This is a genomic window from Pseudomonas sp. OST1909, assembly GCF_015277575.1.
Lineage (GTDB): Bacteria > Pseudomonadota > Gammaproteobacteria > Pseudomonadales > Pseudomonadaceae > Aquipseudomonas > Aquipseudomonas synxantha_A.
Genome location: NZ_CP063780.1, coordinates 5,333,026 through 5,359,903 on the forward strand (window position 1 = coordinate 5,333,026; position 26,878 = coordinate 5,359,903).

Annotated in this window: 21 protein-coding genes; 4 read left to right on the forward strand and 17 right to left on the reverse strand. The window is 58.2% G+C overall.

Annotated elements, in window-relative coordinates; all coding sequences use genetic code 11:
* The 4 genes from IH404_RS23180 to leuA all read left to right on the forward strand — a co-directional run bounded on the left by IH404_RS23180 (position 1) and on the right by leuA (position 11,517).
* Positions 1-819, forward strand: coding sequence for a M23 family metallopeptidase (locus IH404_RS23180; RefSeq protein ID WP_194439142.1), 819 nt, complete (start codon positions 1-3; stop codon positions 817-819).
* Between the two features lie 135 nt (positions 820-954).
* Entirely contained in the window at positions 955-5,091 is a 4,137-nt protein-coding gene (locus tag IH404_RS23185) for a membrane-targeted effector domain-containing toxin (RefSeq protein WP_194439144.1), read from the forward strand.
* Positions 5,092-5,587: 496 nt separating this feature from the next.
* Complete coding sequence (locus IH404_RS23190) at positions 5,588-9,472, forward strand: membrane-targeted effector domain-containing toxin (RefSeq protein WP_242462628.1); 3,885 nt, start codon at positions 5,588-5,590, stop codon at positions 9,470-9,472.
* Between the two features lie 365 nt (positions 9,473-9,837).
* The gene (gene leuA, locus IH404_RS23195) at positions 9,838-11,517 is read left to right on the forward strand and encodes a 2-isopropylmalate synthase (protein WP_005791164.1); all 1,680 of its coding nucleotides are present in this window, start codon (positions 9,838-9,840) and stop codon (positions 11,515-11,517) included.
* A 162-nt stretch (positions 11,518-11,679) separates the two neighbouring features.
* Here the strand turns inward: leuA and IH404_RS23200 are convergent, their stop codons facing one another.
* The 17 genes from IH404_RS23200 to iscU form a co-directional block, all read right to left on the reverse strand.
* Entirely contained in the window at positions 11,680-12,471 is a 792-nt protein-coding gene (locus tag IH404_RS23200; protein ID WP_194439148.1) for an amidohydrolase, read from the reverse strand.
* Entirely contained in the window at positions 12,459-13,607 is a 1,149-nt protein-coding gene (locus IH404_RS23205; RefSeq protein ID WP_005791166.1) for a pyridoxal phosphate-dependent aminotransferase, read from the reverse strand. Before IH404_RS23205 ends, IH404_RS23200 begins: the two co-directional genes overlap by 13 nt.
* A 135-nt stretch (positions 13,608-13,742) precedes the next feature.
* Positions 13,743-15,212 (reverse strand): ribosome biogenesis GTPase Der, encoded by a 1,470-nt coding sequence (gene der / locus IH404_RS23210; protein ID WP_005791167.1) that lies wholly within the window; start codon positions 15,210-15,212, stop codon positions 13,743-13,745.
* A 134-nt stretch (positions 15,213-15,346) separates the two neighbouring features.
* The gene (gene bamB, locus IH404_RS23215; RefSeq protein ID WP_194439150.1) at positions 15,347-16,498 is read right to left on the reverse strand and encodes an outer membrane protein assembly factor BamB; all 1,152 of its coding nucleotides are present in this window, start codon (positions 16,496-16,498) and stop codon (positions 15,347-15,349) included.
* Positions 16,491-17,132 carry a YfgM family protein gene (locus IH404_RS23220; protein ID WP_003194010.1) on the reverse strand — a complete coding sequence of 214 codons (642 nt, stop codon included), beginning with the start codon at positions 17,130-17,132 and terminating at the stop codon, positions 16,491-16,493. The genes bamB and IH404_RS23220 overlap by 8 nt, the downstream gene beginning before the upstream one ends.
* A gap of 41 nt (positions 17,133-17,173) precedes the next feature.
* Positions 17,174-18,463, reverse strand: coding sequence for a histidine--tRNA ligase (hisS, locus tag IH404_RS23225; protein ID WP_005791172.1), 1,290 nt, complete (start codon positions 18,461-18,463; stop codon positions 17,174-17,176).
* 23 nt (positions 18,464-18,486) lie between these two features.
* Entirely contained in the window at positions 18,487-19,596 is a 1,110-nt protein-coding gene (ispG, locus tag IH404_RS23230) for a flavodoxin-dependent (E)-4-hydroxy-3-methylbut-2-enyl-diphosphate synthase (protein ID WP_003175952.1), read from the reverse strand.
* Positions 19,597-19,598: 2 nt separating this feature from the next.
* Positions 19,599-20,591 carry a RodZ family helix-turn-helix domain-containing protein gene (locus tag IH404_RS23235; RefSeq protein WP_005791174.1) on the reverse strand — a complete coding sequence of 331 codons (993 nt, stop codon included), beginning with the start codon at positions 20,589-20,591 and terminating at the stop codon, positions 19,599-19,601.
* Positions 20,591-21,349: a type IV pilus biogenesis/stability protein PilW gene (gene pilW, locus IH404_RS23240; protein ID WP_005791176.1), complete on the reverse strand. Its 759-nt coding sequence runs from the start codon at positions 21,347-21,349 to the stop codon at positions 20,591-20,593. The genes IH404_RS23235 and pilW overlap by 1 nt, the downstream gene beginning before the upstream one ends.
* A 12-nt stretch (positions 21,350-21,361) precedes the next feature.
* Positions 21,362-22,510 carry a 23S rRNA (adenine(2503)-C(2))-methyltransferase RlmN gene (gene rlmN, locus IH404_RS23245; protein WP_005791178.1) on the reverse strand — a complete coding sequence of 383 codons (1,149 nt, stop codon included), beginning with the start codon at positions 22,508-22,510 and terminating at the stop codon, positions 21,362-21,364.
* A gap of 29 nt (positions 22,511-22,539) precedes the next feature.
* Positions 22,540-22,965: a nucleoside-diphosphate kinase gene (ndk, locus tag IH404_RS23250; protein ID WP_003175956.1), complete on the reverse strand. Its 426-nt coding sequence runs from the start codon at positions 22,963-22,965 to the stop codon at positions 22,540-22,542.
* 91 nt (positions 22,966-23,056) lie between these two features.
* Positions 23,057-23,257, reverse strand: a complete 201-nt coding sequence (gene iscX, locus IH404_RS23255; protein ID WP_003194015.1) for a Fe-S cluster assembly protein IscX — start codon at positions 23,255-23,257, stop codon at positions 23,057-23,059.
* A 14-nt stretch (positions 23,258-23,271) separates the two neighbouring features.
* Positions 23,272-23,613 (reverse strand): ISC system 2Fe-2S type ferredoxin, encoded by a 342-nt coding sequence (fdx, locus tag IH404_RS23260; RefSeq protein ID WP_005791182.1) that lies wholly within the window; start codon positions 23,611-23,613, stop codon positions 23,272-23,274.
* A 3-nt stretch (positions 23,614-23,616) separates the two neighbouring features.
* A complete protein-coding gene (hscA, locus tag IH404_RS23265; RefSeq protein ID WP_005791184.1) occupies positions 23,617-25,479 on the reverse strand; it encodes a Fe-S protein assembly chaperone HscA in 1,863 nt (620 codons plus the stop codon).
* Positions 25,480-25,530: 51 nt separating this feature from the next.
* Positions 25,531-26,052 carry a co-chaperone HscB gene (gene hscB / locus IH404_RS23270; protein WP_005791186.1) on the reverse strand — a complete coding sequence of 174 codons (522 nt, stop codon included), beginning with the start codon at positions 26,050-26,052 and terminating at the stop codon, positions 25,531-25,533.
* A gap of 8 nt (positions 26,053-26,060) precedes the next feature.
* The gene (gene iscA / locus IH404_RS23275; RefSeq protein ID WP_003209680.1) at positions 26,061-26,384 is read right to left on the reverse strand and encodes an iron-sulfur cluster assembly protein IscA; all 324 of its coding nucleotides are present in this window, start codon (positions 26,382-26,384) and stop codon (positions 26,061-26,063) included.
* Positions 26,385-26,412: 28 nt separating this feature from the next.
* Complete coding sequence (iscU, locus tag IH404_RS23280) at positions 26,413-26,799, reverse strand: Fe-S cluster assembly scaffold IscU (protein ID WP_003175965.1); 387 nt, start codon at positions 26,797-26,799, stop codon at positions 26,413-26,415.
* Positions 26,800-26,878: the final 79 nt, after the last annotated feature.

Consider the following 26,878-nt stretch of genomic DNA (forward strand, 5'->3'; position numbering starts at 1 on the left):
ATGCCACGTCTACTGAGTTTGTTGCTGCTGTGCCTGTCCATGAATACCTACGCGGACAGCTATATCACCCGCACCTTGAACAAACCGGTGCCCGGTGGTGTGGCCGTGGTCGAACTGGGACCTGCCGCCACGGCGCCCAAAGCCACTTACCAAGGCAAACCGGTGCTGGTGGTCAAAGAACAGAACAACTGGCTAGCCATCGTCGGTATCCCGTTGACGGTCAAGCCTGGAAACGAGCGCATCAGCAGCGGCGGGCGCAATTTGCCGTTTATCGTCGGTTACAAGAAGTACCCGGAACAGCGCATCACGCTGAAGAATAAAAGCCAGGTCAACCCTGACCCGGCCCAGCTCAAGCGCATCGAAGGCGAGTTGGCGGTACAGCTCAAGGCTTACCGCAGTTTCAGCCCCACCCTGCCGAGCAACCTGGTGCTGGACAAACCGGTGAACGGCCCGTTGTCGAGCAAGTTCGGGGTGCGGCGCTTCTTCAACGGTGAAGAGCGCAACCCGCATTCGGGCCTCGACTTCGCCGTGCCGGCCGGTACGCCGATCAAGACGCCCGCGAACGGCAAGGTGATTCTGGTTGGCAATTACTTCTTCAATGGCAACACGGTGTTCGTCGACCATGGCCAGGGCTTTATCAGCATGTTCTGCCATATGTCGAAGATCGACGTGAAGGTGGGCCAGCAACTGGTGCGCGGCGCAGTAGTGGGCAAGGTCGGCTCGACGGGCCGTGCGACCGGGCCGCATATGCATTGGAATATCAGCCTGAACGATGCGCGTGTCGATCCGGCGATCTTTATCGGCGCTTTTCAGCCCTGAGCGCTGCCCAATGCCCTGGCCCCGGACATATCGCTACATTTGCAGCCGGAACCAACACACCGCTCCCCTTCACTTAACTGGCGACTTACAAGGACCGTAACGACAACATTTCGATTATGTGATGAGGTTGTTTCTATGTTTGCGCCAGCCAGCTCTACAGTCCAACGCCCTTTGGATCAACATCAATCCTTTGCCCCACCCGCCGAAACGCCCCCCCCGCAAAAAAAAAGCCAGACCGGCCCCCACGCAACGCCTTCGACGTACGCACCAGACGATCTGCCTTTACCCGACTCACCAAGTACGCCAACTGCCACAGTCCCCCCTTCACGCAATATCAGCCTCATAGAGCAACACAACGAAGCTACCCGTTCGATACAGCAGCTCTACAAAGAGCAACCGAACTTCAAGACCTTCCTGCAGCAACAACTGACCACACTGTTTCCCGACCAACCCCACCTCAATACCGCAGACCTCACCGTCAAGCATTGGCGCAAGCAAAACGACGGCAGTATAAAAACGCTGTCCGTAGACCCCCTTCTCGATGCACTAAATAAAGAAATCCAGGAACAGTTGCGTAATCCTGGGAAAAAAGCAGGTGAAGGCAACAACGTACACGCGGGCTTTTTCACGCAAGGCAGCGCCGGGGTGCCGCCCACCCAGGTCAACTCAGCACACTCATTGCACACGATTGCCCAGCGCATCATCCAATACGCGAAAGCGCAGCAGAAATTCTGGACCACACCCCGCCAAAGCTCGCAAAACCCGCAGGTACGAACCACGCCACAGAATGAGCTATTGGCCTTGCACAAACAGCAACTGGCAACCCTGGCCGCAGCGCGCGCGAACGATGGCACCTTGAGCCCGGCAAGCAAGCAACTGATCGACACAGCGCTGCAATACCCCACCTTGGCCGAACGGGAAAATGCCTTTGCTGACGGCGCCCGCCCTGGGGTGTACCCACTCACCGTGGATGACGGTAGTGAACGTGGGGCACTGTTGGCGGGTACCTTCCTCATAACCCAGACCGACGGTTCCTTCGCGACTGAGCCCACATGGCCTGACGGTCGCTCCTTGTGGCTCGACGACAGCCATGGTCCGGTGGTTCTGTATACCCCCGGCGAAGGGTTCGAGGAATTCGCCACGCCCGCTCAAGCCCGCGCGGCATTGGCCAAGCGCCTTGATCAAGGTGGGGTGGACGCCGAACTGTTGCTGCAAACGCTGCCGCTGGCGCTGCAAAACCGAGCAGAGCAGCCTTCGGGAGATGACCTGACACTGCGCGTTGAGCCTTTGACCGCAGATGTTCTGGCAGAGGGCATTCCGTGGATGCTCAAGCGCCAGCAAGAAGAAATCAATAAGCGGCTCTCCGAGACACTGACGGCCGCTACGCCAGGTAACCCACTGACCGATCCGGCGTCAACCCAAGCCATTGATGACGCCGCCGACTGGTCGTACCAGCTTGATAGCGGCAATGCACTCTTGGCCTACCACGCCAAGCTGATTGAAAAACAACAACCAGAGTGGCTGAAAAACCTGACCCCGGCTCAAGAAACCATCTTTCTGAACCTGGAACAGTCGGAGAAAAAAAGCACTGACGCGTTACTACCAAGGCTTCAAAAAATCCCCTCCCTGTCAGACTTCTCCCGCGACAGGATGAACCAGGCGATCAAGAAGCTGTATCCGACTGCGCAGATTGATGCCGATCAATTAAAGGTGCAGATAGACGAAACCACAACCCAGGACAATTCGTCCGGCTTAGTGATTGCCGACCTGGCCATGTCAATATTGGGTAACCGCATCACCAGCTCGTCAGAACAAAAACATCTTTCACTGACTGATCTGGCACTGAAAAATCCCACCGGTTTTCTTCCAAGAAGTGTCCAGAAAAAAACCACCCTCACACTGACCCTGCCGCTGGTTGACACAAAGGGCAGTCCGATTCCCGATAGCAATGGCAAGCCGATCATACTCAATGATGAACAGCTTCAAGCCCTGATCAACACTGCGGATGTGGGAGGCCAATACGACAAGCTGCTTAAAAAAGAACTGGCACCTGATGCCCCTTCGGATCTACGCGAGGCATGGAAATCCAACCTGAGTGACGCCATGGAGAAAGATGCGTTTCTTGCGCAACTCAACCCCACGGCCTATACAGAGCAGGCCACCGAAGACAAGAGCAGCAAACGCGCAGCGCAATGGGTTACGGCAATCCTGGACCACCCCAACCCCGCCGACCGCCCCAAAGTCGATGGCCAGAAGATTATCGCCAATGCCCTGCTCGACTATGGACAACCAATTCATGGAATCTTGGTGATTGGCAACAAGGTCGATTCATCATTGGTGCTGTACACACCCAAAGCGCCCGACGGCATCGCGTTTCGCGAGGTAGCGGACCAAAAAGCAATGGACGCCTTGTTGAAAAAAAACGAGTGGAAAGCCTACATCGCGGACAGAAAATCACCGATCAATAAAGACGATTTGGCCAAACGCGACGAGACTATCAGGGATATCCCCAACAATCCGTTCACCGTCCTGTCGCCCGACAAAGTCTTGGATATGGCCGTCAAAGAGATAAAGGTCATGTTCGGCGGCTCGGAACTCAAACCCATAAAGGGTAATGTTCAGGATCATCTGTATCAGCAAAATGTTCAGATGATAGTAGACAAGGCAGACCATCAATCAGTCAGCAGTGCGGAAGTGGCCAGGCAATCGTTCATCAATAAAGCCACATTTGGCGTCGAAGTGGGCATGCTATTTCTGGATTTTTTGCCAGGTATCGGCAAGGCCGCAAGAACCGGTGCTCATCTGACTAAGGCCGCCTTGGTCGCTTTGCGCGCCAACAGCAAACTTTTGCCCAAGCTCATAAGCAAACCCGGCCTGGCGCAGACGATCTATGTTGATTTCGTACTGACTACAGCAGGTATCAAGGGTGTGCGTGCCTCGCCACTACGCCCCGTCTTCAAATCGTCGACAACGGCGCGCGCGCCTGTGCCACGTCAAGAGCCCAGCACGTCGTCGGAGGCATTGCGTGCCCCATCATCAGCGAGTGCCTCCACCAGCAGTGGCGCAACCACCGTCGCAACGCGCCCCTCGACCAACGCTGCCATTCCAAACCGCGACTTGAGCGCATACAACGTGCCCAATGAGGTCATCAGCGGCCGCCCCTTGAGGCCCGACGGCACTTACAACGTGGGAGATAACTGGTACGTGCGTTTTACCGACAGTACCGGTACGAATAGGGTTTATCAGATCGACTCGGCATTCCACGCTCGCAGTGGACAGGTCAATATCATTAATCCTAATGCTCCGGCGACGGCGTCTAGAAGCAGTAGGAAAGTGGCCTCCCTGCAATCGGCAGGCAACGGGGAATGGCGCATCAATCAACTGCCTGGCGGCAGGCGCGGTAGAGAACGCAGGCAGATGCATGAATGGCCGGTGAATTACACCGACTATTTGCTCTCAGGACAACCTGATTTAACCGCTTCAGGCATTAACAGACGCTTTGTGACGCGCTGGTTCAGAGAAGGGGCGAATGAAAGCTATATCAATCAGGCCTTAGCGCCTACACCTCGTCCGAACATGCCTGCTATAACGCCAAACACATCACCGGGCGAACTGGCACGTGAGCTGCTAAGCACTTCAAACGGCATTGTATTTGGAGAGCAACACAATCAGATTGCTACCAACGTCATGCTGATAAAGAACATGCAGGCCTATGCAGATGAAGGCGTCACAACCCTTTATCTGGAAGGCGCTGAATGGAATGGCTTCACCGGTTACACAGCCGATGAAATTTCACGCATACCCCCGCAGCCCGGCAATCGTATCTATAAACCCGAAGTCCCTACGCGCGAGGATGTGCTGGTCGCCGCGCAGCAACACGGCATCAAAATCGTAGGTATCGAACATGAACATCTGACGATGCACTCAACTCGCCCCTATGACGATGACGTTGCTAACCTTCGGCATACCACTGATCGATTGCGAGAGTTCAACTACTTCGCCAGCAAAGTTATTCAGCAAACCCCGCCAGGGGAAAAGTGGATTGCGGTGGTGGGTAGAAGACATATGAACACCACCCAGGGCGTGCCCGGCATCGCTGAACAAACCGGGGCCGTCAGCGTGGGTGTATACGACGCAACGCCCGGCGCCAGCAGTCTCGCCGTCAAGCATACCGGCCCGCGTCCGGCGCCTGAAGAGCGGTTCGCTGCCAATGCAACGGTGGGAGACTACCAAGTCCACCAGAACGTTGACCCTTACCTTAAAAAGCCTTGATCCACCTGATGACGGCGCGCTGGCTGTAGCAGCGCGCTACGCCGAACACACTTGCCTGGCGTTACCACCTGTCCCTCAAGCGAGGGGACTTCGAAGCAGGTTGTTGCGCACCTCTTACAATTCCGCCAGGAACCATCCGACATCCAATATTCACTTATCCCATAACTTACACGGAGCGTAATGAGCATGACCTGACCAGTGGCAATTCGAAACCTGTGAGATTCATTCTATGTTCTCTCTTACCCAAGCTTTGGCAGCACAACTCCAACGACAAACCCTGAGCACTTCTGCAGTCACCGACTCCCCGTCTCCTCCCACGCCTTCCAGTACGACACAAGAGCTTACTCCCGCACCAACCTACGCTCCCGAAACGCCTCCCGTCCCCACATCTCCCGGCATAACCAGCGCCCAACTGCGTTACCCCAGGTTGGAGAAACACTTCAAACCCAGCAAGCAGTTAGCCTACACCGTTGAACACGGCCTCTTGACGGAAGATATGCAACGCCTGCACAACCAACAGCCGAGCTTCAAAGCGTTCATACAGGCGCAACTCGAACAAGCCTTCCCGGACGTCAGACCTCTGGACGCGGAGACGATGAGCGTCAATCGTTATCGCATTAACGGCAATGAGGTCTCACTGGAGTCGTCCGAACCTCTGATGACCGCCCTGGCCAGGATGATTCAAGCCATCCTGGCTGACCCCACTAACCAGATGCCGCCTGAACGCGACATACACATCCAATTCAATCATCGCAAAAGCCCGGACGATCTGGAATTTCCCGCCACCACCGCAAGCACATTGCAAACCATCGCGCGCAGCATCGCCATGCAGTACCCGCAGGCGATTGAGCAGTACTGGAACACCCCCAGCCCGGTTCATGAAGACCCGAGCAAGCACGAGTCGCCGCTCAATCAACTGCTGACCCTGCACAAACGCCAATTGTCGAGCCTGGCCGCCCTACGCGTCAGCGATCAAACCCTGAGCACAGACAGCAAAGCGCTGATCGACGACGCGCTGCGATACCCCACCCTGGAAGCCCGGGAAAAAAAATTCGCCAATGGTGCTCGCCTGGGCGTGTACCCCATCACGGTCGATGACAAAACCGAACGCGGCGCGATGCTGGCGGGCGCGTTCCTCATCACCAAAAGCGACGGTTCACATGCCACGTCACCTACCTGGCCGAATGGGCGCACGCTTGAGCTCAACGACACCAATGGTCCGGTCGTGCTGTACACACCCGGCGAAGGATTCGAAGAGTTTGCCACACCGGCCCAGGCACGCCAGGCACTGGCCGACCGGTTGGATCAAGGCGGCACCCACGCCGAACTATTGTTGCAAACCCTGCCACCGTTCCTGCAAAACAGACCTGACGGTTTTTCCGGCGATGACCTGATGCACAGTGTCTCGCCATCTTCCGGTGATGTGTTGGCAGAAGCCGTACCTTGGATGCTCAGGCGCCAGCAGGCAGAAATCAACGCAGGCATGAGCAAAGCACTAACCTCAGGTAACGGCGCCAACTCATTACTCGACAGCGCATCGGTCCAAGCCATAGACAATGCTGCGGACTGGTCTTATCTGCTCGATGGCAGCAATGCCATGCTGGCCAGGGACGCCAAACTGGCCGACAAAAACCAACCCGAGTGGCTGAAGAATCTGCCCCCCGTTCAGGAAGCCGGGTTTTCACATTTGGAACAGGTGCAAGAGAAAAGCCTGAATACGCTGGCGCCGCTGCTCGAAAAAATCCCGTCCCTGGGAGCCTTCTCCCGCGACAGACTGAATGCGGCCCTCAACAAGCAATACCCGGGGGCGATAGTCGATGCTGATCAATTAAAGGTGCAGGTACACACCCGCACTGGCGTCCACGGCGGACGGGGTACTGGCCAGCCCCTCTATTCCAAAAATGACCCCGTCTCTCTAACCGACTTGGCGTTGAGCAATCCCAGTGGTTTTCCAGCCATCGAGAGAGGCACTTTTACCGATGTGAAAATGACCTTGGCGCTGCTGGATACACAAGGCGAGCCCGTCCGGGACTTGGCTGGCAAACAGGTGATTCTGGACACCGAGAGCCTTAAAAAGCTGGTCAATGCCGCCGATGTCGGCGGCGAATACACCAAGCTGCTTAAACAAGAGATGGCGACTGATACCGAGGTTGGCAGCGCCGCGCAATTGCGTACGGCCTGGAAAGCCAGCCTGGAAGGCGCCATGTTCAAAGAGGCGTTTTTATCAGAACTCAATCCCGACGCCTACAAGGAACAAAACCACGAAAACACCACCACCAAGCGCGCGGCGCAGTGGGTTGATATGGTATTGGACCACCCCGACCCCGCCACACGCCCCCAGGTCGATGGAAACAACATTGTGGCCAACAGCCTTGTCCACCGTGGGCTGGTTGTGCAGGGCGTGATGGTGATCGGCAATCAGACAGACTCATCGTTGGTGCTGTATACGCCCAAGGCTCCCGACGGCATCACATTTCGCGAAGTGGCAGACCATAAAGCCCTGGATGCCCTTCTGACCAAAGGCGAGTGGGCGTCCTATATCACAAAAAGAAAATCGCCAGTCAGTAAAGATGATATCGCGCAATTCAAGGACGCCATTAAAAGCAGTGCCTACAACCCCTTGAACCTGATCTCTTCCGAATTGATTATTTCATCGTTCAAGTTAATGGGGGGTGCAACCAGCTTCAAACCAATCGAAGGCAATGTTCAGGATCACCTGTACAAACAACACGTACAAATGATGATCGACCGCGCGGATCACCAGTCCGTAAGCAGTGCTGAAGTGGCAAAGCAATCCACCCTCAACAAAATCGAGTTCGGCATTGAGGTGGCCTTGATCTTCGCGGACCTGATACCTGTGGTCGGCAAAGGTGTGTCCACAGGTGTTCGTCTGGGCAAAGCCGGTGTGACTGCGCTGCGCGTCAATAGCAGAATCTTGCCGCACTTGATCAAAAAGCCTGGCTTGGCACGGACGATCTACAGTGATTTCAGCCTGGCTGCCACAGGCATCACCAATCTTCGCGCCGCACCGATGCGGCCGGTATTCAGATCCACCGTCCAAGCCGGCCCGATCGCCACACGTTCGGGTCCCAGAGCGCTGCCGGCTCCCACCAGCCCTCCCCCTGCGGTGGCCTCCACCAGCAGCGGCGTCACCACCATTGCCACCCGCCCCTCGACCACCACCGCTCTGCCCAACCGCGACCTGAGCGCCTACACCGTGCCGAACGAAGTCATCAGCGGGCAACGCCTGAGGGCAGACGGCACTTATAACGTGGGCGACCATTGGTATGTGCGTTACACCGACAGTACCGGTACGAACAGGGTTTATCAGATCGATTCGGTGTTTCATGCGCGCAACGGGCAGGTCAGTATCGTCAACCCCAATGCCCCGCTGACGGCGCCACGCGGCAGTAGAATCGTGGCGTCCCTGCAATCGGCTGGAAACGGGGAATGGCGGTTGAGTGAATTACCAGGCGGCAGGGGCGGAAGTGGTGGCAGAAGGAACAGAACTGAGTATGTGGACCGAGTGCTCTCCGGTACAGCTACCGAAGACATTTCTACCGCGAACGCAACGACCATTACCCAAATACGGCGATGGTTCAGACGTAATACGCGAAACTTTTACAACAATCGCCTAACAAATGCGACGCCTACACGCACAATCGAGACGGTGATAACAACCAATAGAACACCTGAGGCGGCCCTACAAAACGCCCTGTCTCAACCCGGTATACGTGGCTTAGTACTTGGCGAACTGCATGACGAACCTGTGACGTTTCAACTGCTGATCGACCAGATGCAAAACTTTGCAAATAGCGGTGTAACCACCGTTTACCTCGAGAACGCGATTTTTCTGCGCAGTTATCCAGGCGTAGAAGACGCGACCCTACTGGCGTCTCATACGGATTATCTGGGGCCACGTATCTATCGCCCCGAATTCAGTGGCGGTCCAACTATGGAAGACGTCATCGCCGAAGCACAGAAGCACGGAATAAAGGTCATAGGGCTCGAGCACCCACAATTAACGTGGCATATGGATAACCTTGCAGCCTGGCAAGCTAATCCAACATGGGCAGTTGAGCGCCTACGCGAGTTCAACTACTTCGCAGCCCGTATCATGGAAGAACTCCCAGCTGGAGAAAAATATGTGGCGGTAGTAGGAAATGCGCATATGAATAATTATGACGGTGTTCCAGGTCTTGCAGAGTTGACAGGAGGGCTCGGCGTATCCGTATCACCTAGCCTAAAAGGCAGCTCAAGCCTCGCCAGTCAGCCTCCTCATACTCCCCCCCCACCATTGAAGCTCATGCACGGCACCAACATCCCTGAACCACGCGGAGACATTCACATTGACTACAACATCGACAACCTGACCGTCTGACCGTCCCATGAGAGGAACACCATGCGGCCTTACCGCCGCATGGCTACCCATTGCGCAGGAAGCACACTAAGAAGCACTAAAACAACAAAAAAAGAATAACGCCGCAATAAAAACTCAAAAAAAAGCAATAAAATAGAACTTCTCTCAATTTTATCCCACTGCTTGCCATCCTCCCATCTCGCGGTTAGGGTTGACTGCATGAAAACCTCTCACACCCTCATTCAGCTCCGCCAGCACCGCAGCCTGTGCCTCGTCAGCGCACGACTGCCAGGCTGAATCGATCTGCCTCGTCCTCAAGTTTTATCCCCAATAACAGTTCTACGGCAGGCCGCCTTTTCTCGGCCCCTACAACAAAGGATTTCCCGATGAGCATGCTCAAAGACCCATCTTCGAAGTACCGCGCGTTCCCGACCATCGACATCCCGGACCGCACCTGGCCGTCGAAGACCATCACCACCGCGCCGATCTGGTGCAGCTCCGACCTGCGTGATGGCAACCAGTCGCTGATCGAGCCTATGGACGCCGCGAAAAAACTGCGTTTCTGGAAGACCCTGGTCGCCGTCGGCGTGAAGGAAATCGAAGCCTCGTTCCCGGCCGCCTCGCAAACCGACTTCGACTTCGTGCGCACCCTGATCGAAGACAACCACATCCCCGAGGACACCACCATCCAGGTGCTGACCCAGGGCCGTGAAGACTTGATCGCACGCACCTTCGAATCCCTGCGCGGAGCCAAAAAAGCCATCGTGCACTTGTACAACGCCACGTCGCCGTCGTTCCGCCGCATCGTGTTCAACCAGGACAAGGATGGCATCAAGGCTATCGCCGTCAACGCGGCCAAGCTGTTCGTCAAATACGCCGCCCAACAGCCTGAAACCCAGTGGACCTTCGAATACTCCCCGGAGACGTTCAGCGCCACTGAGTTGGAGTTCGCCAAGGAAGTCTGCGACGCAGTGATCGAGGTGTGGAACCCGACGCCCGAGCACAAGATGATCCTCAACCTGCCGGCCACCGTTGAATGCGCCACACCGAATATCTATGCCGACCAGATCGAGTGGTTCGGTCGCCATATCAACCGTCGTGACAGTGTGATCATCAGCCTGCACACCCATAACGATCGCGGCACCGGCGTCGCCGCCACCGAACTGGGCCTGATGGCCGGTGCCGACCGCGTCGAGGGCTGCCTGTTCGGCAACGGCGAGCGTACCGGCAACGTCGACCTGGTGACCGTGGCCCTGAACATGTACACCCAGGGTCTGGACCCGCAACTGGACTTCTCCGATATCGACGGTGTGCGCAAAGTCGTTGAAGAGTGCAACCAGATCCAGGTGCACCCGCGTCATCCTTATGTGGGCGACCTGGTGCACACCGCGTTTTCCGGCTCCCACCAGGACGCTATCCGCAAAGGCTTCTCCCAGCAGAAAGACGATGCGCTGTGGGAAGTGCCGTACTTGCCGATCGACCCGGCGGACATTGGCCGCAGCTACGAAGCGGTGATTCGTGTGAACAGCCAGTCGGGCAAAGGTGGCATCGCCTACCTGCTGGAACAGGAATACGACATCAGCTTGCCGCGTCGCATGCAGATCGAATTCAGCCAGGTGGTTCAGGCCGAAACCGACCGTGTGGGCCTTGAGATGACTGCGCCGCAGATCTACGCCTTGCTGCAGCGTGAATACCTGCAAGCCAACACCCCGTACGCGCTGGTCAGCCATCGCCTGCAGGAAGAGAACGGCAACAGCTTTGTCGAGGTGGAAGTTTCCGGCAAGGGCCAGGGCGAAACCAACCTGCACTGGAAAGGCAAAGGCAACGGTGCGCTGGAAGCCTTGGTGGCCGGCCTGCCGATTGGCGTGGAGATCATGGACTACAACGAACATGCCATCGGTGCGGGCACCAATGCCAAGGCGGCCGCCTACATTGAACTGCGCGTGAACGGCGAACGTCCGGTGCATGGTGTGGGCATTGATGAAAACATCACCACCGCCAGCTTCAAGGCGCTGTTCAGTGCGCTGAACCGCTCGTTGAGCCAGTTGGAAGCCAAAGCGGCGTAATCGGCTGCTGAAATGTGAAAGGCCCCTGGGTGTGAATCCAGGGGCCTTTTTTACTTTGGGGTTATGGTGGCGCTGATGGCCCCATCGGGAGCAAGCCCCCTCCCACATTTGAATGTATTCGCAAATCAAAGTGGGAGGGGGCTTGCTCCCGATAGCGGTTTATCAGACAAACTGAAAGCTATCGGCATCCAGGTTCGCTGGAAACCTGGTGCGATAAGCAGCCAACTCCGCCGCATCCAGAATCACCTGGAACACCCCGTCCGCCTCCCCTGCACTCAGCAAGGTTTCACCCTGGAAATCCAGTACCTGGCTATCCCCGGTATACGCAAATCCTTTGCCATCCGTGCCTACCCGATTCACGGCTGCCACATAGCACAGGTTTTCAATCGCCCGCGCCGGCAACAAGCGGTTCCAATGCTGACGACGTGCACCGGGCCAATTGGCGGTGTACAGCAGCAAGTCGGTGTCCTGGGCATCGCGACTCCATACCGGGAAGCGCAGGTCGTAGCAAATCAGTGGGCGAATGCGCCAGCCCTTCAACTCAAACTGCACCTGGCGTTCGCCGGGGGTGTAGTGATCGTGCTCACCGGCCATGCGGAACAGGTGACGCTTGTCGTAATGCAGCACCTCGCCATCCGGCCTTGCCCACAACAGGCGGTTGCGGTGGCTACCGTCGGCGGCCTGGATAATCACGCTGCCAGTGATCACCGCGTTGTATCTGGTTGCCTGCGCCTGGAGCCAGTGATGGGTCGGGCCCTTTTCCGGCTCGGCGAGGGTGGCTGACTCCATGGAGAATCCGGTGGTGAACATCTCCGGCAGTATGATCAGGTCGGCGCCATTGGCCTGCTCCAGCAGCAGCTCAAAATGCTCAAGGTTAGCCTGACGGTCATGCCACACCAGGCTGGTCTGGATCAGGGCGATGTTCAGATTGGGCAGTGCACTCATATCACGCATAGCTTTTCGGCTGCTTGTTGCAGCGTCTCCTCGCGTTTGGCAAAGCACAGACGCACCAGGCGCTGGCCTTGGGGTGGGTGCTGGTAGAACACCGAGACCGGTATGGTCGCCACGCCGTGTTCGCGGGTCATCCACAAGGACATAGCAATGTCATCCAGGTCTGGGCGAATCTGTGAGTAATCCACCAGTTGGAAATAAGTGCCGCTCACCCGGGTAAAACTGAAGCGGGACGGCGCCAGCAGGTCGCAAAACATGTCGCGCTTGGCCTGGTAAAAGGCCGGCAGTTCTTCGACATGCTCCGGGTGTTCGGCCATGAAGTCAGCCAAAGCGTACTGCAAAGGGGTCACGCCGCAAAAGTTGACATATTGATGCACCTTGCGCAGTTCGGCAGTCAGGGCCGGCGGCGCGACCACGTAACCGGTTTTCCACCCGGTCACGTGATAGGTCTTGCCGAAGGAGCTGACCACGAAGGCGCGCTGATACAGCTCCTGATGGGCCAATATGCTGGCGTGGGGCACACCGTCGAACACCAGGTGTTCGTAGACCTCATCGCTGACCAGGTAGATATCACGGTCGCGGATCAGTTCGGCCAACTGGTCCAGCTCGGCGCGACTGATCAGCGCACCAGTCGGGTTATGGGGCGAGTTGATGATGATCATGCGGGTGCGCGGCGACAGCGCCGCCTTGATCTGCTCGAAGTCGAGGGCAAAACCGTCCAGGCTCAGTTGCACATGCACGCAACGACCACCGGCCAGCTCCACCGAGGGCTCATAGCTGTCGTAGCTGGGGTCGAACACGATGACTTCATCGCCACTGCGAATCACCGCCTGGATCGCGCAGAAGATCGCCTCAGTGGCGCCAGGGGTGATGGTCACCTCGCTGTCGGCATTGACTGTGGCGCCATAACTGCGAGCAATCTTGGCGGCCACCTGCTGACGCAACACGGGCAAGCCGGTCATGGGCGCGTACTGGTTGTGACCCAGAGCGATATGCTTGCCCACTGCATCGAGTAAACCTTGCGGGCCATTGAAATCCGGGAAACCCTGGGACAGGTTGAGCGCGCCGGTTTCAGCGGCGAGTTGCGACATGGTGGTGAAAATGGTCGTGCCGACATTCGGCAGCTTGCTGGTGATCATGGGAGCCCCCTTCGGGTGAGCTGCAAGTTTTAAGCTGCAAGCTGCAAGCAGGTCAAGGGGCAAACCGTCAGGCACAAAAAAGGGCTCCGAAGAAGCCCTTTCTTGCAGCTTGTAGCTTACGACTCGAAGCTGCCGTTATTTTTTATCACGGCGCTTCTTGTCGGCCTTCTTGTGGTGAGTCATCAAACGACGCTTCTTGTTCACCTGACGGTCGGTCAGTGTGTTCTTGTTGCCTTCGTATGGGTTCTCGCCACCCTTGAACTCGATACGGATCGGCGTACCGACCAGCTTCAAGACTCGGCGGTAAGTGTTTTCCAGGTAACGCACGTAGGACTTGGGCACCTTCTCGATCTGGTTACCGTGGATCACGATAATCGGCGGGTTGGCACCACCCAAGTGGGCGTAACGCAGTTTGATCCGACGGTTGTTGACCATCGGCGGTGCGTGCTCGCCCACGGCATCTTCGAGGATCTGGGTCAGACGGTTGGTCGGCCAGCGGGTGACCGCGGACTTGAACGAGTTCTGTACCGAGGCGTAGAGGTTACCCACGCCAGTACCGTGCAGTGCCGAGATAAAGTGGATATCGGCGAACTCGACGAAGAACAACCGACGCTGCAGTTCGATCTTGACGAAATCGCGCTCGCTCGGCGTCATGCCGTCCCACTTGTTGATCGCGATCACCAGGGCCCGACCGGCTTCCAGGGCAAAGCCCAGCAAATTGAGGTCGTGGTCCACCACGCCTTCGCGGGCGTCCATCACGAAGATCACCACGTTGGCGTCTTTGATCGCTTGCAGGGTTTTGACCACGGAGAACTTTTCAACTTCTTCGTGGATCTTGCCGCGCTTGCGCACACCGGCGGTGTCGATCAGCGTGTACTTCTCGTCGTTACGCTCGAACGGGATGTAGATACTGTCGCGAGTGGTGCCGGGCTGGTCGTAGACGATAACGCGGTCTTCACCGAGCATACGGTTGACCAGGGTCGACTTGCCGACGTTCGGGCGGCCGATGATAGCGATCTTGATACCGTCTTTTTCGCTCGGGCCAGGAATGCGCTTGGCTTCCTCGCCTTCAGCGACGATCTCTTCCTCGCCCTCTTCTTCCTCGACATCATCCTTGGGGAAGTCGCGCAGGGCGATTTCCAGCATCTGGGTGATGCCACGGCCGTGGGCACCCGCGACCGGGATCGCATCACCGAGGCCCATCGGGCTGAATTCGGCACGGGCCGCCTCAGGATCGATGTTGTCGATCTTGTTGGCGACCAGATAGGAACGCTTGTTGCGCTTGCGCAGGTGCTCGCCAATCATCTGGTCAGCGGCGGTATAACCCGCGCGGGCGTCCACCAGGAACAACACGACATCGGCTTCTTCAATGGCCAGCAGCGACTGCTCGGCCATTTTTTCGTCCATGCCATGCTCGTCACCGGAGATACCACCGGTGTCGACAATAATGTAGGAGCGCCCTTGCCACTTTGCCTCACCGTATTGGCGATCACGGGTCAGACCGGACAAGTCGCCGACAATGGCGTCGCGAGTCCTGGTCAGGCGGTTGAACAAGGTGGACTTGCCGACGTTAGGTCGGCCCACCAGGGCGATTACGGGAACCATGCGGCTCTCCACTTCGTTATTTCAGAAAATACAAAAGCCGCTGCAGGGCAGCGGCTGGTGCTCGGGGCAGCATCGTCAGATGCCGCATGCCCTGCAAAAGCAGGGCCGCCTGGGTGTTACCCCAAGCATGGTTCTTACTTGATGGTCAGGGCTTCCAGCTTGCCGCCGTTGCCATACACATAAAGCATGTTACCTACCACCAGCGGACGCGCACGCAGGCCGTCGCTGTCGATACGTTGGCGACCGACAAAGCGACCATCCACCTGGCTCAGCAGGTGCAGGTAACCTTCAAAGTCACCGACTGCTACGTAGCTGGAGAAGACTTCCGGCGCCGACAGTTGGCGGCGAGCCAGCGAGTCGTTGCTCCACAGTGCAGTGGTGGAACGCTCATCGACACTTTCAACGGTGCCGGAGGCCAGGCTCACGTAGACGCTGCCAAACCCTTGGGCGACACCCGCATAGCTGGAAGCATCACGCTGCCAGTTGATGCGGCCGCTTTGCAGGTCCAGCGCGGCAACACGGCCCTGATAGGTGGCCACGTAGAGGCTTTCACCCGACAGCAGCAGGCCACCGTCGATGTCCACGACGCGGTCCAGTTCGGAACGGCCTTGCGGGATAGCCACACGGGTTTCCCACGCTGGCACGCCGTTCTGGGTATCCAGGGCGACTACTTTACCGGTCGACAGGCCAGCCACAGCGAGATTGTTGGTCACAATCGGACCACTGGTACCACGCAGGGTCAACACCGCCGGGGTGCTGTCGTACAACCAGCGTTGGTCGCCAGTGGAGGCATCCAGACCGATCACGCGGTCATCCTGGGTCTGCACCACGACGATATCGCCGTTGGTCGCTGGCGCCGAGAGCACTTCACTGGTCACGCGAGCGCGCCATTTCTCTTCGCCGGTGCTGGAGTCGAGTGCGACCACATCACCTTTGAGCGTACCGATCAGCACCATGCCGTAGCCGACACCCACACCACCGGAAACCGGTAGCTCGAGGTCTTTCTTCCACTTGACGTCGCCGTTCATGCGATCCATGGCAACCACGACGCCAGTGGAATCAGTGGCCACGATGTTGTCGCCGTCGATCGCCGGCTGCAACAGGTTGTAGAGGTCGCCCTGCCCGTCACCAATGGATTGGCTCCATTGTTTTTGCAGGACCACTTCTTCCTTGAAGCTGGTCAGCTCGGCAGGCGGCAGTTCTTTTTTGCTGTTGCTGCTGCAACCCGCGGCCAAAACGGCCAGAGCCAGCAATGCTGCATGTTTCCAACGGATCACGTCACGCATCCCCTTTGGCCAAGTCGTCGAGCTTGATTTGTAAGCCACCGACCGCCGCTTCATCAGACAGCGCCGCCTTGGCTTTTTGGTACGCAGCATGGGCTTCGTCGGTACGACCCAATTGGACCAACAGGTCGCCCTTGAGCTCTTCGCGAGTGGCCACGAATGCCTTGTCAGCATCGCCGTCGAGCAGTTTGAGTGCTTCGTCAGCCTTGTTCTGTGCCGCCAATACCTGTGCCAGGCGCTGACGTGCGATTTCACCCAGGGTCGGGTTGGTCGGCTTGTCGGCAATGGCCTTCAGCTCGGTGGCTGCGTCATCCAGCTTGCCGGTATCGACCGCGACTTTCGCGACGAACAGGCTGCCGTACTGGGCGTAGGTGCTACCGCCGAATTCGTTTTTCAGCTTGCCGGCCAGGTCTGCCACCTGTGCAGGGTCAGGCTTGCCGTCCGGCGTCAGGGTAGTTTCCAGCAATTGCTGGTAAACGATCGAGGCGCCCTGGGATTGGTTGGCCTGATACTTGGTCCAGGCTTGCCAGCCGAACACCACCACTAAAGCCAGCAGGCCGCCAGTGACCAGGGGCTTGCCGTTACGCTGCCACCAGTCCTTGAACTCGGCCAGTTGCTCATCATCAGTACTCGACACCCCAATACTCCTTAATCGCTAAATTCGGCTGTTCGACAGCTTCAACCCTGCACGACGCAGGTGGCCAAGTGCGCAGCGAGCGCATCAAAGGCAACGTTCTGTTGTTCACCCTGGCCACGCAGGGGTTTGAAACCTATCACTTGCTGGGCCAACTCGTCATCGCCAAGGATGAGTGCGTACAGCGCACCGCTCTTGTCAGCCTTCTTGAACTGGCTCTTGAAGCTGCCGGCGCCGGCATTGATCTGCAGGCGCAGGTTCGGCAGTTGGTCGCGCACCTTCTCGCTCAAGGCCAGGGCGGCCAGTTCGGCAGCCTCGCCAAAAGCGCACAGGTACACGTCCACCTGACGGGAAATTTCTTCGGGAACCTGCTCCAGGGTTTCCAGCAGCAGGATCAGCCGCTCGATGCCCATGGCAAAGCCTACGCCCGGGGTCGGCTTGCCGCCCATTTGCTCGACCAGGCCGTCGTAGCGACCACCGGCACACACGGTGCCTTGGGCGCCGAGCTTGTCGGTGACCCACTCGAATACAGTCTTGCTGTAGTAGTCGAGGCCACGCACCAGCTTGGGGTTGATCACGTAGGGAATCCCCGCGGCATCCAGGCGAGCCTTGAGGCCCTCGAAGTGCACGCGGGATTCGTCGTCCAGGTAATCGGCCATTTTCGGTGCGTTGACCAATACGGCCTGGGTGTCGGCGTTCTTGGTATCCAGAACGCGCAACGGGTTGGTCTTCAGACGGCGCTGGCTGTCTTCGTCCAATTTATCCAGGTGAGCCGACAGGTATTCGACCAGGGCTTCGCGATAGCGGCCCCGGGACTCGCTGGTACCCAGGCTGTTGAGTTCGAGCTTGACCGCATCGCGGATGCCCAGTTGGCCCCACAGACGCCAGGTCAGCACGATCAGCTCGGCGTCGATGTCCGGGCCGTCAAGGTTGAAGACTTCGCAACCGATCTGGTGGAACTGGCGATAGCGGCCCTTCTGCGGGCGCTCGTGGCGGAACATCGGGCCGATGTACCAGAGCTTCTGGGTTTGGCCACCACCGGTGATGCCATGTTCCAGTACGGCGCGCACGCACGCGGCAGTGCCTTCCGGACGCAGGGTCAGGGAGTCGCCGTTGCGGTCTTCGAAGGTGTACATCTCTTTTTCGACGATGTCGGTCACTTCACCGATGGAGCGCTTGAACAGCTCGGTGAACTCGACGATCGGCATGCGGATCTGCTTGTAACCGTAGTTATCCAGCAGGCGCGCGACAGTGCTTTCGAAGTAGCGCCACAGTGGCGTCTGCTCCGGCAGGATGTCGTTCATGCCACGAATGGCTTGCAGAGACTTGCTCACATCAAATCCTTAAATTCGTTCAATCAGCCGCGAGCGATCAGCGCTGCGTCAGCGGCGACCTTCTCGGCCGCTTTCTCGCGGATCAGCTTTTCCAGCTCATCCACCAGATTGTCATTCGTTAGCTTCTGCGACGGCTTGCCGTCGATGTAAATCAAATTCGGCGTACCACCGGTCAGGCCCACATGAGCCTCTTTGGCTTCACCCGGCCCGTTGACCACACAACCGATGACTGCGACATCCAGCGGCACCAGCAGGTCTTCTAGGCGCAGCTCCAGGTCGTTCATGGTCTTCACCACGTCGAAGTTCTGCCGCGAGCAGCTCGGGCAGGCAATGAAGTTGATACCACGGGAACGCAAACGCAGGGATTTGAGAATGTCGTAGCCGACCTTCACTTCCTCTACGGGGTCTGCCGCCAGGGAGATGCGGATAGTATCGCCAATCCCTTCGGCGAGCAGCATACCGAGACCCACGGCAGATTTCACTGTGCCTGAGCGCAAACCGCCAGCTTCAGTGATACCCAAGTGCAGTGGTTGCACGATTTCCTTGGCCAGCAGGCGGTAGGCTTCTACCGCCATGAACACATCGGAGGCCTTTACGCTGACCTTGAAGTCCTGGAAATTCAGGCGTTCCAGGTGCTCAACGTGGCGCAGTGCCGACTCGACCAGCGCCGCCGGGGTAGGCTCGCCGTATTTTTTTTGCAGGTCTTTTTCCAGGGAGCCGGCGTTCACGCCAATGCGGATCGGAATCCCACGATCACGGGCGGCGTCCACCACGGCACGCACACGGTCTTCGCGACCGATGTTGCCCGGGTTGATACGCAGGCAGTCCACACCCAGCTCGGCCACGCGCAGTGCAATCTTGTAGTCGAAGTGAATGTCGGCAACCAGCGGCACCTTGACCAACTGCTTGATGCGGCCGAAAGCCTCGGCTGCATCCATGTCCGGCACGGAAACCCGCACGATGTCCACACCCGCCGCTTCCAGGCGATTGATCTGGGCTACGGTGGCGGCCACATCATTGGTGTCGCTGTTGGTCATGCTCTGCACGGCGATAGGGGCATCGCCCCCCACCGGCACAGAGCCAACCCAGATCTTGCGCGATACGCGACGTTTGATTGGAGATTCGCCGTGCATGACTATTGTCCCAACTTGAGGCGAGCGGTCTCGCCACTGGTGAACGGCGCCACGTCTACAGGCTGGCCGTTGTAGGCCACTTGCGCGCCACGGGCAAAGCCCAGACGCAGCGTCAAAGGAGGCTTGCCGCCCTGGTCAAGCGTATCTCCCTTACGCTTCAAACCGCTGAACAGCACTTTGCCGTTGCCATCGGTGACCTGCGTCCAGCAGTCAGCGATGAAGGTGATCTGAACGCGCCCGTCACCGGCGATCAACGCTGGGGTGGTCGGAGGCGACATTGCTGGCGTTGCCGGTGCGGCTGGCGCAGGCGTCGCGGGTGCGGGTGCGGGTGCGGGTGCCGCAGGAGCTTGAACCACGGGTGCTGCCGGGGTCACCGGGGCCTGTACCACCGCAGTGTCAGCAGGCGTGGTGCCCACTTGCGACGCCGGCTGCTCAGCCGTAGCCGGCACTTGCGGTGCGGCCTGCCCTTCGGCAACCGCCTGGTCTTCCGGCTCGTCCAGCGGATGAATCTGGGTGGTGCCATCGGCGCTTTCGACTTCGACGTGCTCCATGGCGTTGCTGGTCAGGTCTTTGCTGCGCTGGGAGGCCTGGTCTTGCCACCAGACGAAACCGCCGCCGACCACGGCAACCAGCAGCAACAGGCTGACAATCCGCAAAATCGTGTGGGAAACCCGCGTTGGCTCTTCGATGCGCCCAAGGCCATGGACATTGCTGCCCTGGGCATCGGTACCGGTGAACTGGTCGAATTCCTGCACCAGCACCGCCTGGTCAATACCCAGCAATTTGGCGTAGGCGCGAATATAGCCACGGGCAAAGGTGTGCCCAGGCAGCTTGTCGAACGCGCCGGCTTCCAGATTGGCCAGGGACGTGCTGGTCAAATTGAGCTTGAGGGCCACTTCCGCCAGCGACCAACCATTGCTTTCGCGGGCCTGACGCAAGGTTTCGCCTGGGTTTACGCGATTAGCTGCTACATCTTCCGGGTGCGCGGCTTTCATCATTGCTCCGACAGGTATTGCTGATATTCCGGCGTACCGGGATAGAGTCGTTCGAGTTGCTGGCCAAAACGTGCGGCCGTGTCGTGTTCTTCATGAACCGTCGCCAGGCGCACACCGAGCAATAGACTACGTGCATTTTGCCCGCTGAGCAGGCTAAAACGCTCGTAATAGTCTCGTGCCGGCACATAATGCCTGTCTTCGTAAGACAACTCAGCCATTTCGAGCAATGCCCGTGGCTGGCGACTGTTCAGATGCAGGGCTTTTTCCAGCTGCTGGCGCGCGCTGTCGCGCTGACCGAGGCGCATCGAAGTCACCCCGAGGTTCTCGAACACCCGCGAACGCTCAGGATAAAGAGTATCGGCGCTGGCTTGCTGGAAATAAGCAGCGGCTTGGTCATACCGTTTCTGCTCGAACAGGAAACTGCCATAGTTGTTCAGCAACCTGGGATCGGCAGGACGTGAAGCCAGGGCCTTGCTGAAATAGCGGTCGGCCAGCTCAGGCTCGGCCTGGGCCTGAAACACCAGAGCCAGTGCGGCGTTGGCATCAGCATCCGCGCTGTCCAGTTCAAGGGCCTTTTTCAGCGGCACCTTGGCTTGCTCGCTCATACCTTGACGCAAATACCCCAAGCCCAATTGCACATAGGCAACCCGCGCCTCATCACGGCCTTTAGTGGTGTGCAAAGGGCTGTCATGGCCCGATGAAACACAACCGGCAACGAGGCCGGCAAGCAGTAAAAGCAGCGCAAGGCGCAAGGGCATAGAGATCCTCTCTCAGATTCGATTCACAGCAATTTGCGGCAAATCTTCGGCGGCGTTAAGTTCGCGCACGGCGATATAACGTTCGCTGCGGCGGGTGCGGTCCATCACCTGCCCTACCAATTGGCCACAGGCGGCGTCGATGTCTTCACCACGGGTGGTGCGTACGGTGACGTTGTAGCCGGCCTGGTGCAGTTGATCCTGGAAACGGCGGATGGCGTTGTTGCTCGGCCGCTCGTAACCGGAATGCGGAAACGGGTTGAACGGGATCAGGTTGATCTTGCACGGGGTGTTCTTGAGCAACTCGATCATCTCGACCGCGTGCTCGACCTTGTCGTTGATGTCCTTGAGCATGGTGTACTCAATGGTCAGCACACGCTTCTCACCCAAGGTCGCCATGTAACGCTGGCAAGATTCGAGCAGCATCTTAAGCGGATACTTCTTGTTGATCGGCACCAATTGGTTACGCAATGCGTCATTCGGTGCGTGCAACGACAACGCGAGGGAGACGTCGATGTGCTTGGCCAGCTCATCGATCATCGGCACCACGCCGGAGGTCGACAGGGTCACACGGCGCTTGGAGATGCCGTAGCCCAGGTCGTCCATCATCAGGTGCATGGCCGCAATCACGTTGTCGAAGTTCAGCAGCGGCTCACCCATGCCCATCATCACCACGTTGGTGATGGCACGGTCGACGGTCGCCGGGACGCTGCCAAAGGATTTGTTGGCAATCCACACCTGGCCGATGACTTCGGCGGCGGTGAGGTTGCTATTGAAGCCTTGCTTGCCGGTGGAGCAGAAACTGCAATCCAGGGCACAGCCTGCCTGGGACGAAACGCACAAGGTGCCGCGTTTGCCCTGGGGAATGTACACGGTCTCGACGCAGCTGCCGGACGCCACACGCACCACCCATTTACGGGTGCCGTCGCTGGAGATGTCCTCGCTGACAACTTCGGGACCACGCACCTCGGCAATGGCCTTGAGCTTGTCGCGCAGGGCCTTGCTGACGTTCGTCATGGCGTCGAAATCGTCGACGCCAAAGTGGTGAATCCACTTCATTACCTGACCGGCACGGAAACGCTTCTCCCCGATTGAGTCGAAGAATTTCTCCATTTCCGGCTGAGTCAGACCCAGCAGGTTGGTTTTAACAGTCGATGTAGTCATGGATTCACCCTCACTCTTTAAGCCGATGCTTAGCGAGCGGTTACTTCAGTAGCAGCGAAAAAGTACGAGATTTCGCGAGCAGCAGCGGCTTCGGAGTCCGAACCGTGAACAGCGTTGGCGTCGATGGACTCAGCGAAGTCAGCACGAATGGTGCCGGCAGCCGCTTCTTTAGGGTTGGTAGCGCCCATCAGCTCACGGTTCAGAGCGATAGCGTTTTCGCCTTCCAGAACCTGAACAACAACAGGACCGGAGATCATGAAGGCAACCAGGTCGCCGAAGAAACCACGAGCGCTGTGCTCAGCGTAGAAGCCTTCAGCTTCAGCCTTGGACAGTTGCTTGAGTTTCGAAGCTACAACCTTCAGGCCGGCTTTTTCGAAACGAGTGGTGATCTCGCCGATGACGTTTTTTGCAACAGCGTCAGGCTTGATGATGGAGAAAGTACGTTGAACAGCCATGGTGTAACTCCAGAAACGGTAATTTACGAAAAATTAAACCCGCGAATTATACGCGGGTTATTGGGTATTGCCTAACTGCGTGAGGGAGGCGTCAGTCCTGTTCTTCTTTCCAGGCAGTCTGGATCGCTTCCAGGACCTTTTCACCACCACGATCACGCTCATCTTCGAACCCGGGCAATGCCATGACCATGTCACGCAAAGCTACAAAGTTCAGGGAGTAAGGATCCAGATCCGGGTTGCCATCGGCCAACAGGATAGCGATCTCTTGTACATCAACCCATTTAAGACTCATGACACTTCCTTGAATCAATGCGGCGCTTCGGCGGCATGGTTGAGCGAATATTTCGGGATTTCAACGGTGAGGTCTTCAGTCCCCACTTTCGCCTGGCAACTCAGACGCGACGTCGGCTCCAGCCCCCACGCCCTATCAAGATAGTCTTCTTCCAGGTCGTCAGCCTCATTGAGGCTGTCGAAACCTTTACGAATGATGCAGTGGCAAGTGGTGCAGGCATTGACGCCACCACAGGCACTTTCAATCTCGATATGGTTGTCGTGCGCGACGTCAAGCAGGGACTTGCCGGTCTCTGCCTCCACGACCATGCCATCCGGGCAGTGTTCGGCGTGCGGTAGAAAAGTGACCTGCGGCATCAGTTATTCCTCGATTTCATTCAGGTTGCGGCCCGCCAGTGCGGCTTTCACCGTCTGATCCATACGACGGGCAGCAAAGGCATCAGTCACTTGCGACAGGCGCTTGGTCTGTTGCTCGATGGCGTAACCATCGTTGCCTTTCATCAGTTCGGCCAATTCCTGCATCTGCAGGTCGATGACCATGCGCTCTTCGGCATCCAGCAGGCGCTCGCCGTCGGTTTCAAGGGCGCCCTGCACCGCTTCGAGCAGGCGCTGGGCATCCACTTGCTGCTCACGCAGTACGCGGGCAACCTTGTCGTCACCGGCATACTGGAACGAGTCCTTGAGCATCTTGGCGATTTCGCCGTCGGTCAGGCCGTAGGACGGTTTGACCTGGATGCTGGCCTCAACGCCCGAAGCCAACTCACGTGCAGCCACGCTGAGCAGGCCGTCAGCATCAACCTGGAAGGTCACGCGAATCTTCGCCGCCCCCGCCACCATGGCCGGGATGCCGCGCAATTCAAAACGCGCCAGGGAGCGGCAGTCGCTGATCAGCTCGCGCTCGCCTTGCAGCACATGAATCATCATGGCCGTCTGGCCGTCTTTGTAGGTGGTGAAATCCTGGGCGCGCGCGACGGGGATGGTGGTGTTGCGTGGAATCACCTTCTCCATCAGGCCACCCATGGTTTCCAGGCCCAGAGACAGCGGAATCACGTCGAGCAACAGCAGTTCGCCACCATCGCGCTTGTTACCAGCCAGGGTATCGGCCTGGATTGCGGCGCCAATGGCCACCACTTGATCCGGATCGATTTCAGTCAACGGCTGGCGACCAAAGGCTTCGGCAACCGCCTCACGCACACGGGGCACGCGAGTGGAGCCACCGACCATGACCACAGCGCCGACATCTTCCAGTTCAATACCGGAGTCACGCACAGCACGACGGCAAGCCTTGAGGCTGCGGGCGACCATCGGCTCGATCAGCGCGTCAAAGGCTTCGCGGGTCAGCTGTGCCGACCAATCACCATACTTGACTTCAACAGATGCAGCATCAGTCAGCGCTTCCTTGGCCGCACAGGCAGTTTGCAGCAAGTTACGCTGCGCGCCCGGGTCCAGGTCGGCAGACAAACCGGCGCTGGCGATGATCCAGCCGGCGATGGCGTGGTCGAAGTCATCGCCGCCCAGGGCGCTGTCGCCGCCGGTGGCCAGCACTTCGAAAACACCGCCGGTCAGGCGCAGGATCGAAATATCGAAGGTGCCGCCGCCCAGATCATAAATGGCGACCAGGCCTTCAGCGTGCTGATCGAGGCCGTAGGCCACAGCCGCAGCGGTCGGCTCGTTGAGCAGACGCAGTACATTCAGGCCGGCCAGTTTCGCCGCGTCCTTGGTGGCTTGACGCTGGGCGTCATCGAAATACGCCGGAACGGTGATCACCGCACCGACCAGCTCGCCGCCCAAGGTTTTTTCCGCACGCTGGCGCAGCACCTTGAGGATATCGGCCGACACTTCGACCGGGCTTTTCGGGCCCTGGACGGTGTCAATAAACGGCATATGGGATTCACCGCCGACAAAGCGGTACGGCAACTGGTCGCCCAACTGCTTGACGTCGGACAGCCCACGACCCATCAAGCGCTTGACCGACAGCACAGTGTTCAGGGGGTCCGAGGACGCGGCCAACTTGGCCGACTCCCCCACTTCGGTACGATCAGGGTGGTAACGCACGGCAGACGGCAGGATCACCTGCCCATCGGCATCGGGCAGCGGCTCGGACAGGCCGCTGCGCAAGGCAGCAACCAGGGAATTGGTGGTGCCCAGGTCAATCCCGACCGCCAGGCGACGCTGGTGCGGTTGAGGGCTTTGGCCGGGTTCGGCGATTTGCAGTAGGGCCATGGTAATCAGGTCTTATCTGTCTATCAGGCGTGCATCACGGGCAGCACTGGGTTAATCGTCGAGGCGCTCTTCTAGCTGGCGCACTTCGTAGGTGAGCTTGTCGAGGAACTGCATGCGCCGCATCAGGCGCTCGGCCTGTTCACGTTGCGCCGCATCATCCCAACAGGCCGCAAAGCTTTCGTTGAGCTCGTCCTGGGCGGTTTTCAGACGACGCTTGAAGACCGCGACACCCGCCACATCGGCTTCGTCCTGCAGATCTTCGAGCTCTTCACGCCATTGCATCTGCTGCATCAGGAAGTCCGGGTCATGCACAGTGACTTCCATCGGCAACTCACCGCCCTTCATCGCCAGCAAATAGCGCGCGCGTTTGGGAGGGCTTTTGAGCGTCTGATAGGCTTCGTTGAGGCTGGCCGATTGCTCCAGGGCCAGGCGTTGCTCACGCTCGGAAGCGTCGGCAAAGCGGTCCGGATGCACCCCACGCGCCAGTTCTCGATAGCGCGTGGCAAGCTGCTCAAGGTCCAGCCGAAAGCTCGGCTGCAGCTCGAATAAAGCGAAATGACAAGGAGTACCCACGAGTAGCCTCAGATGTTGAAGCTTTCGCCGCAGCCACATTCACCGCGCACGTTGGGGTTGTTGAACTTGAAGCCTTCGTTCAACCCTTCCTTGACGAAATCGAGTTCGGTGCCGTCCAGGTAGGTCAGGCTCTTGGGGTCGATGATCACTTTCTCGCCGTGACTTTCGAACACCTGATCCTCTTCAACCACCTCGTCGACAAACTCCAGCACGTAGGCAAGGCCGGAACAGCCCGTGGTGCGAACACCCAGACGAATCCCCTCACCTTTACCGCGCCCATTCAGGGAGCGGCGAATGTGCTGCGCTGCCGCTTCTGTCATGCTGATAGCCATCGTTGACTCCTTACTCGTCGCCAAATGCTTAGATCAAGCCTTTCTTCTGCTTGTAGTCGCGAACCGCCGCCTTGATGGCGTCTTCAGCGAGTACGGAGCAGTGGATTTTGACTGGCGGCAGTGCCAGTTCTTCGGCCAGCTGGGTGTTGCTGATGGTGACAGCCTCATCCAGAGTCTTGCCTTTCATCCATTCGGTCGCCAGGGAGCTGGAGGCGATGGCCGAACCGCAGCCATAAGTCTTGAATTTGGCGTCTTCGATAACGCCAGCATCGTTGACCTTGATCTGCAGGCGCATCACATCGCCGCACGCCGGAGCGCCGACCATGCCGGTGCCGACATCAGGATCTTCCGCGTTCATCTTGCCGACGTTGCGCGGGTTTTCGTAGTGGTCGATGACCTTTTCGCTGTAAGCCATGGTACTGAATCCTCACTCATCAGGGCCGCTCTGGAACCCTGTAGAAACGCCTGCGTTTACCGCCACGTTCCTACAGAGC

Coding starts and splice junctions, on each gene's coding strand:
- IH404_RS23180 (WP_194439142.1), top strand. CDS start 1: ATGCCACGTCTACTGAGTTTGTTGCTGCTGTGCCTGTCCATGAATACC.
- IH404_RS23185 (WP_194439144.1), top strand. CDS start 955: ATGTTTGCGCCAGCCAGCTCTACAGTCCAACGCCCTTTGGATCAACAT.
- IH404_RS23190 (WP_242462628.1), top strand. CDS start 5,588: ATGCAACGCCTGCACAACCAACAGCCGAGCTTCAAAGCGTTCATACAG.
- leuA (WP_005791164.1), top strand. CDS start 9,838: ATGAGCATGCTCAAAGACCCATCTTCGAAGTACCGCGCGTTCCCGACC.
- IH404_RS23200 (WP_194439148.1), bottom strand. CDS start 12,471: ATGCGTGATATGAGTGCACTGCCCAATCTGAACATCGCCCTGATCCAG.
- IH404_RS23205 (WP_005791166.1), bottom strand. CDS start 13,607: ATGATCACCAGCAAGCTGCCGAATGTCGGCACGACCATTTTCACCACC.
- der (WP_005791167.1), bottom strand. CDS start 15,212: ATGGTTCCCGTAATCGCCCTGGTGGGCCGACCTAACGTCGGCAAGTCC.
- bamB (WP_194439150.1), bottom strand. CDS start 16,498: ATGCGTGACGTGATCCGTTGGAAACATGCAGCATTGCTGGCTCTGGCC.
- ispG (WP_003175952.1), bottom strand. CDS start 19,596: ATGCACGGCGAATCTCCAATCAAACGTCGCGTATCGCGCAAGATCTGG.
- IH404_RS23235 (WP_005791174.1), bottom strand. CDS start 20,591: ATGAAAGCCGCGCACCCGGAAGATGTAGCAGCTAATCGCGTAAACCCA.
- pilW (WP_005791176.1), bottom strand. CDS start 21,349: ATGCCCTTGCGCCTTGCGCTGCTTTTACTGCTTGCCGGCCTCGTTGCC.
- rlmN (WP_005791178.1), bottom strand. CDS start 22,510: ATGACTACATCGACTGTTAAAACCAACCTGCTGGGTCTGACTCAGCCG.
- ndk (WP_003175956.1), bottom strand. CDS start 22,965: ATGGCTGTTCAACGTACTTTCTCCATCATCAAGCCTGACGCTGTTGCA.
- iscX (WP_003194015.1), bottom strand. CDS start 23,257: ATGAGTCTTAAATGGGTTGATGTACAAGAGATCGCTATCCTGTTGGCC.
- fdx (WP_005791182.1), bottom strand. CDS start 23,613: ATGCCGCAGGTCACTTTTCTACCGCACGCCGAACACTGCCCGGATGGC.
- hscA (WP_005791184.1), bottom strand. CDS start 25,479: ATGGCCCTACTGCAAATCGCCGAACCCGGCCAAAGCCCTCAACCGCAC.
- iscA (WP_003209680.1), bottom strand. CDS start 26,384: ATGGCTATCAGCATGACAGAAGCGGCAGCGCAGCACATTCGCCGCTCC.
- iscU (WP_003175965.1), bottom strand. CDS start 26,799: ATGGCTTACAGCGAAAAGGTCATCGACCACTACGAAAACCCGCGCAAC.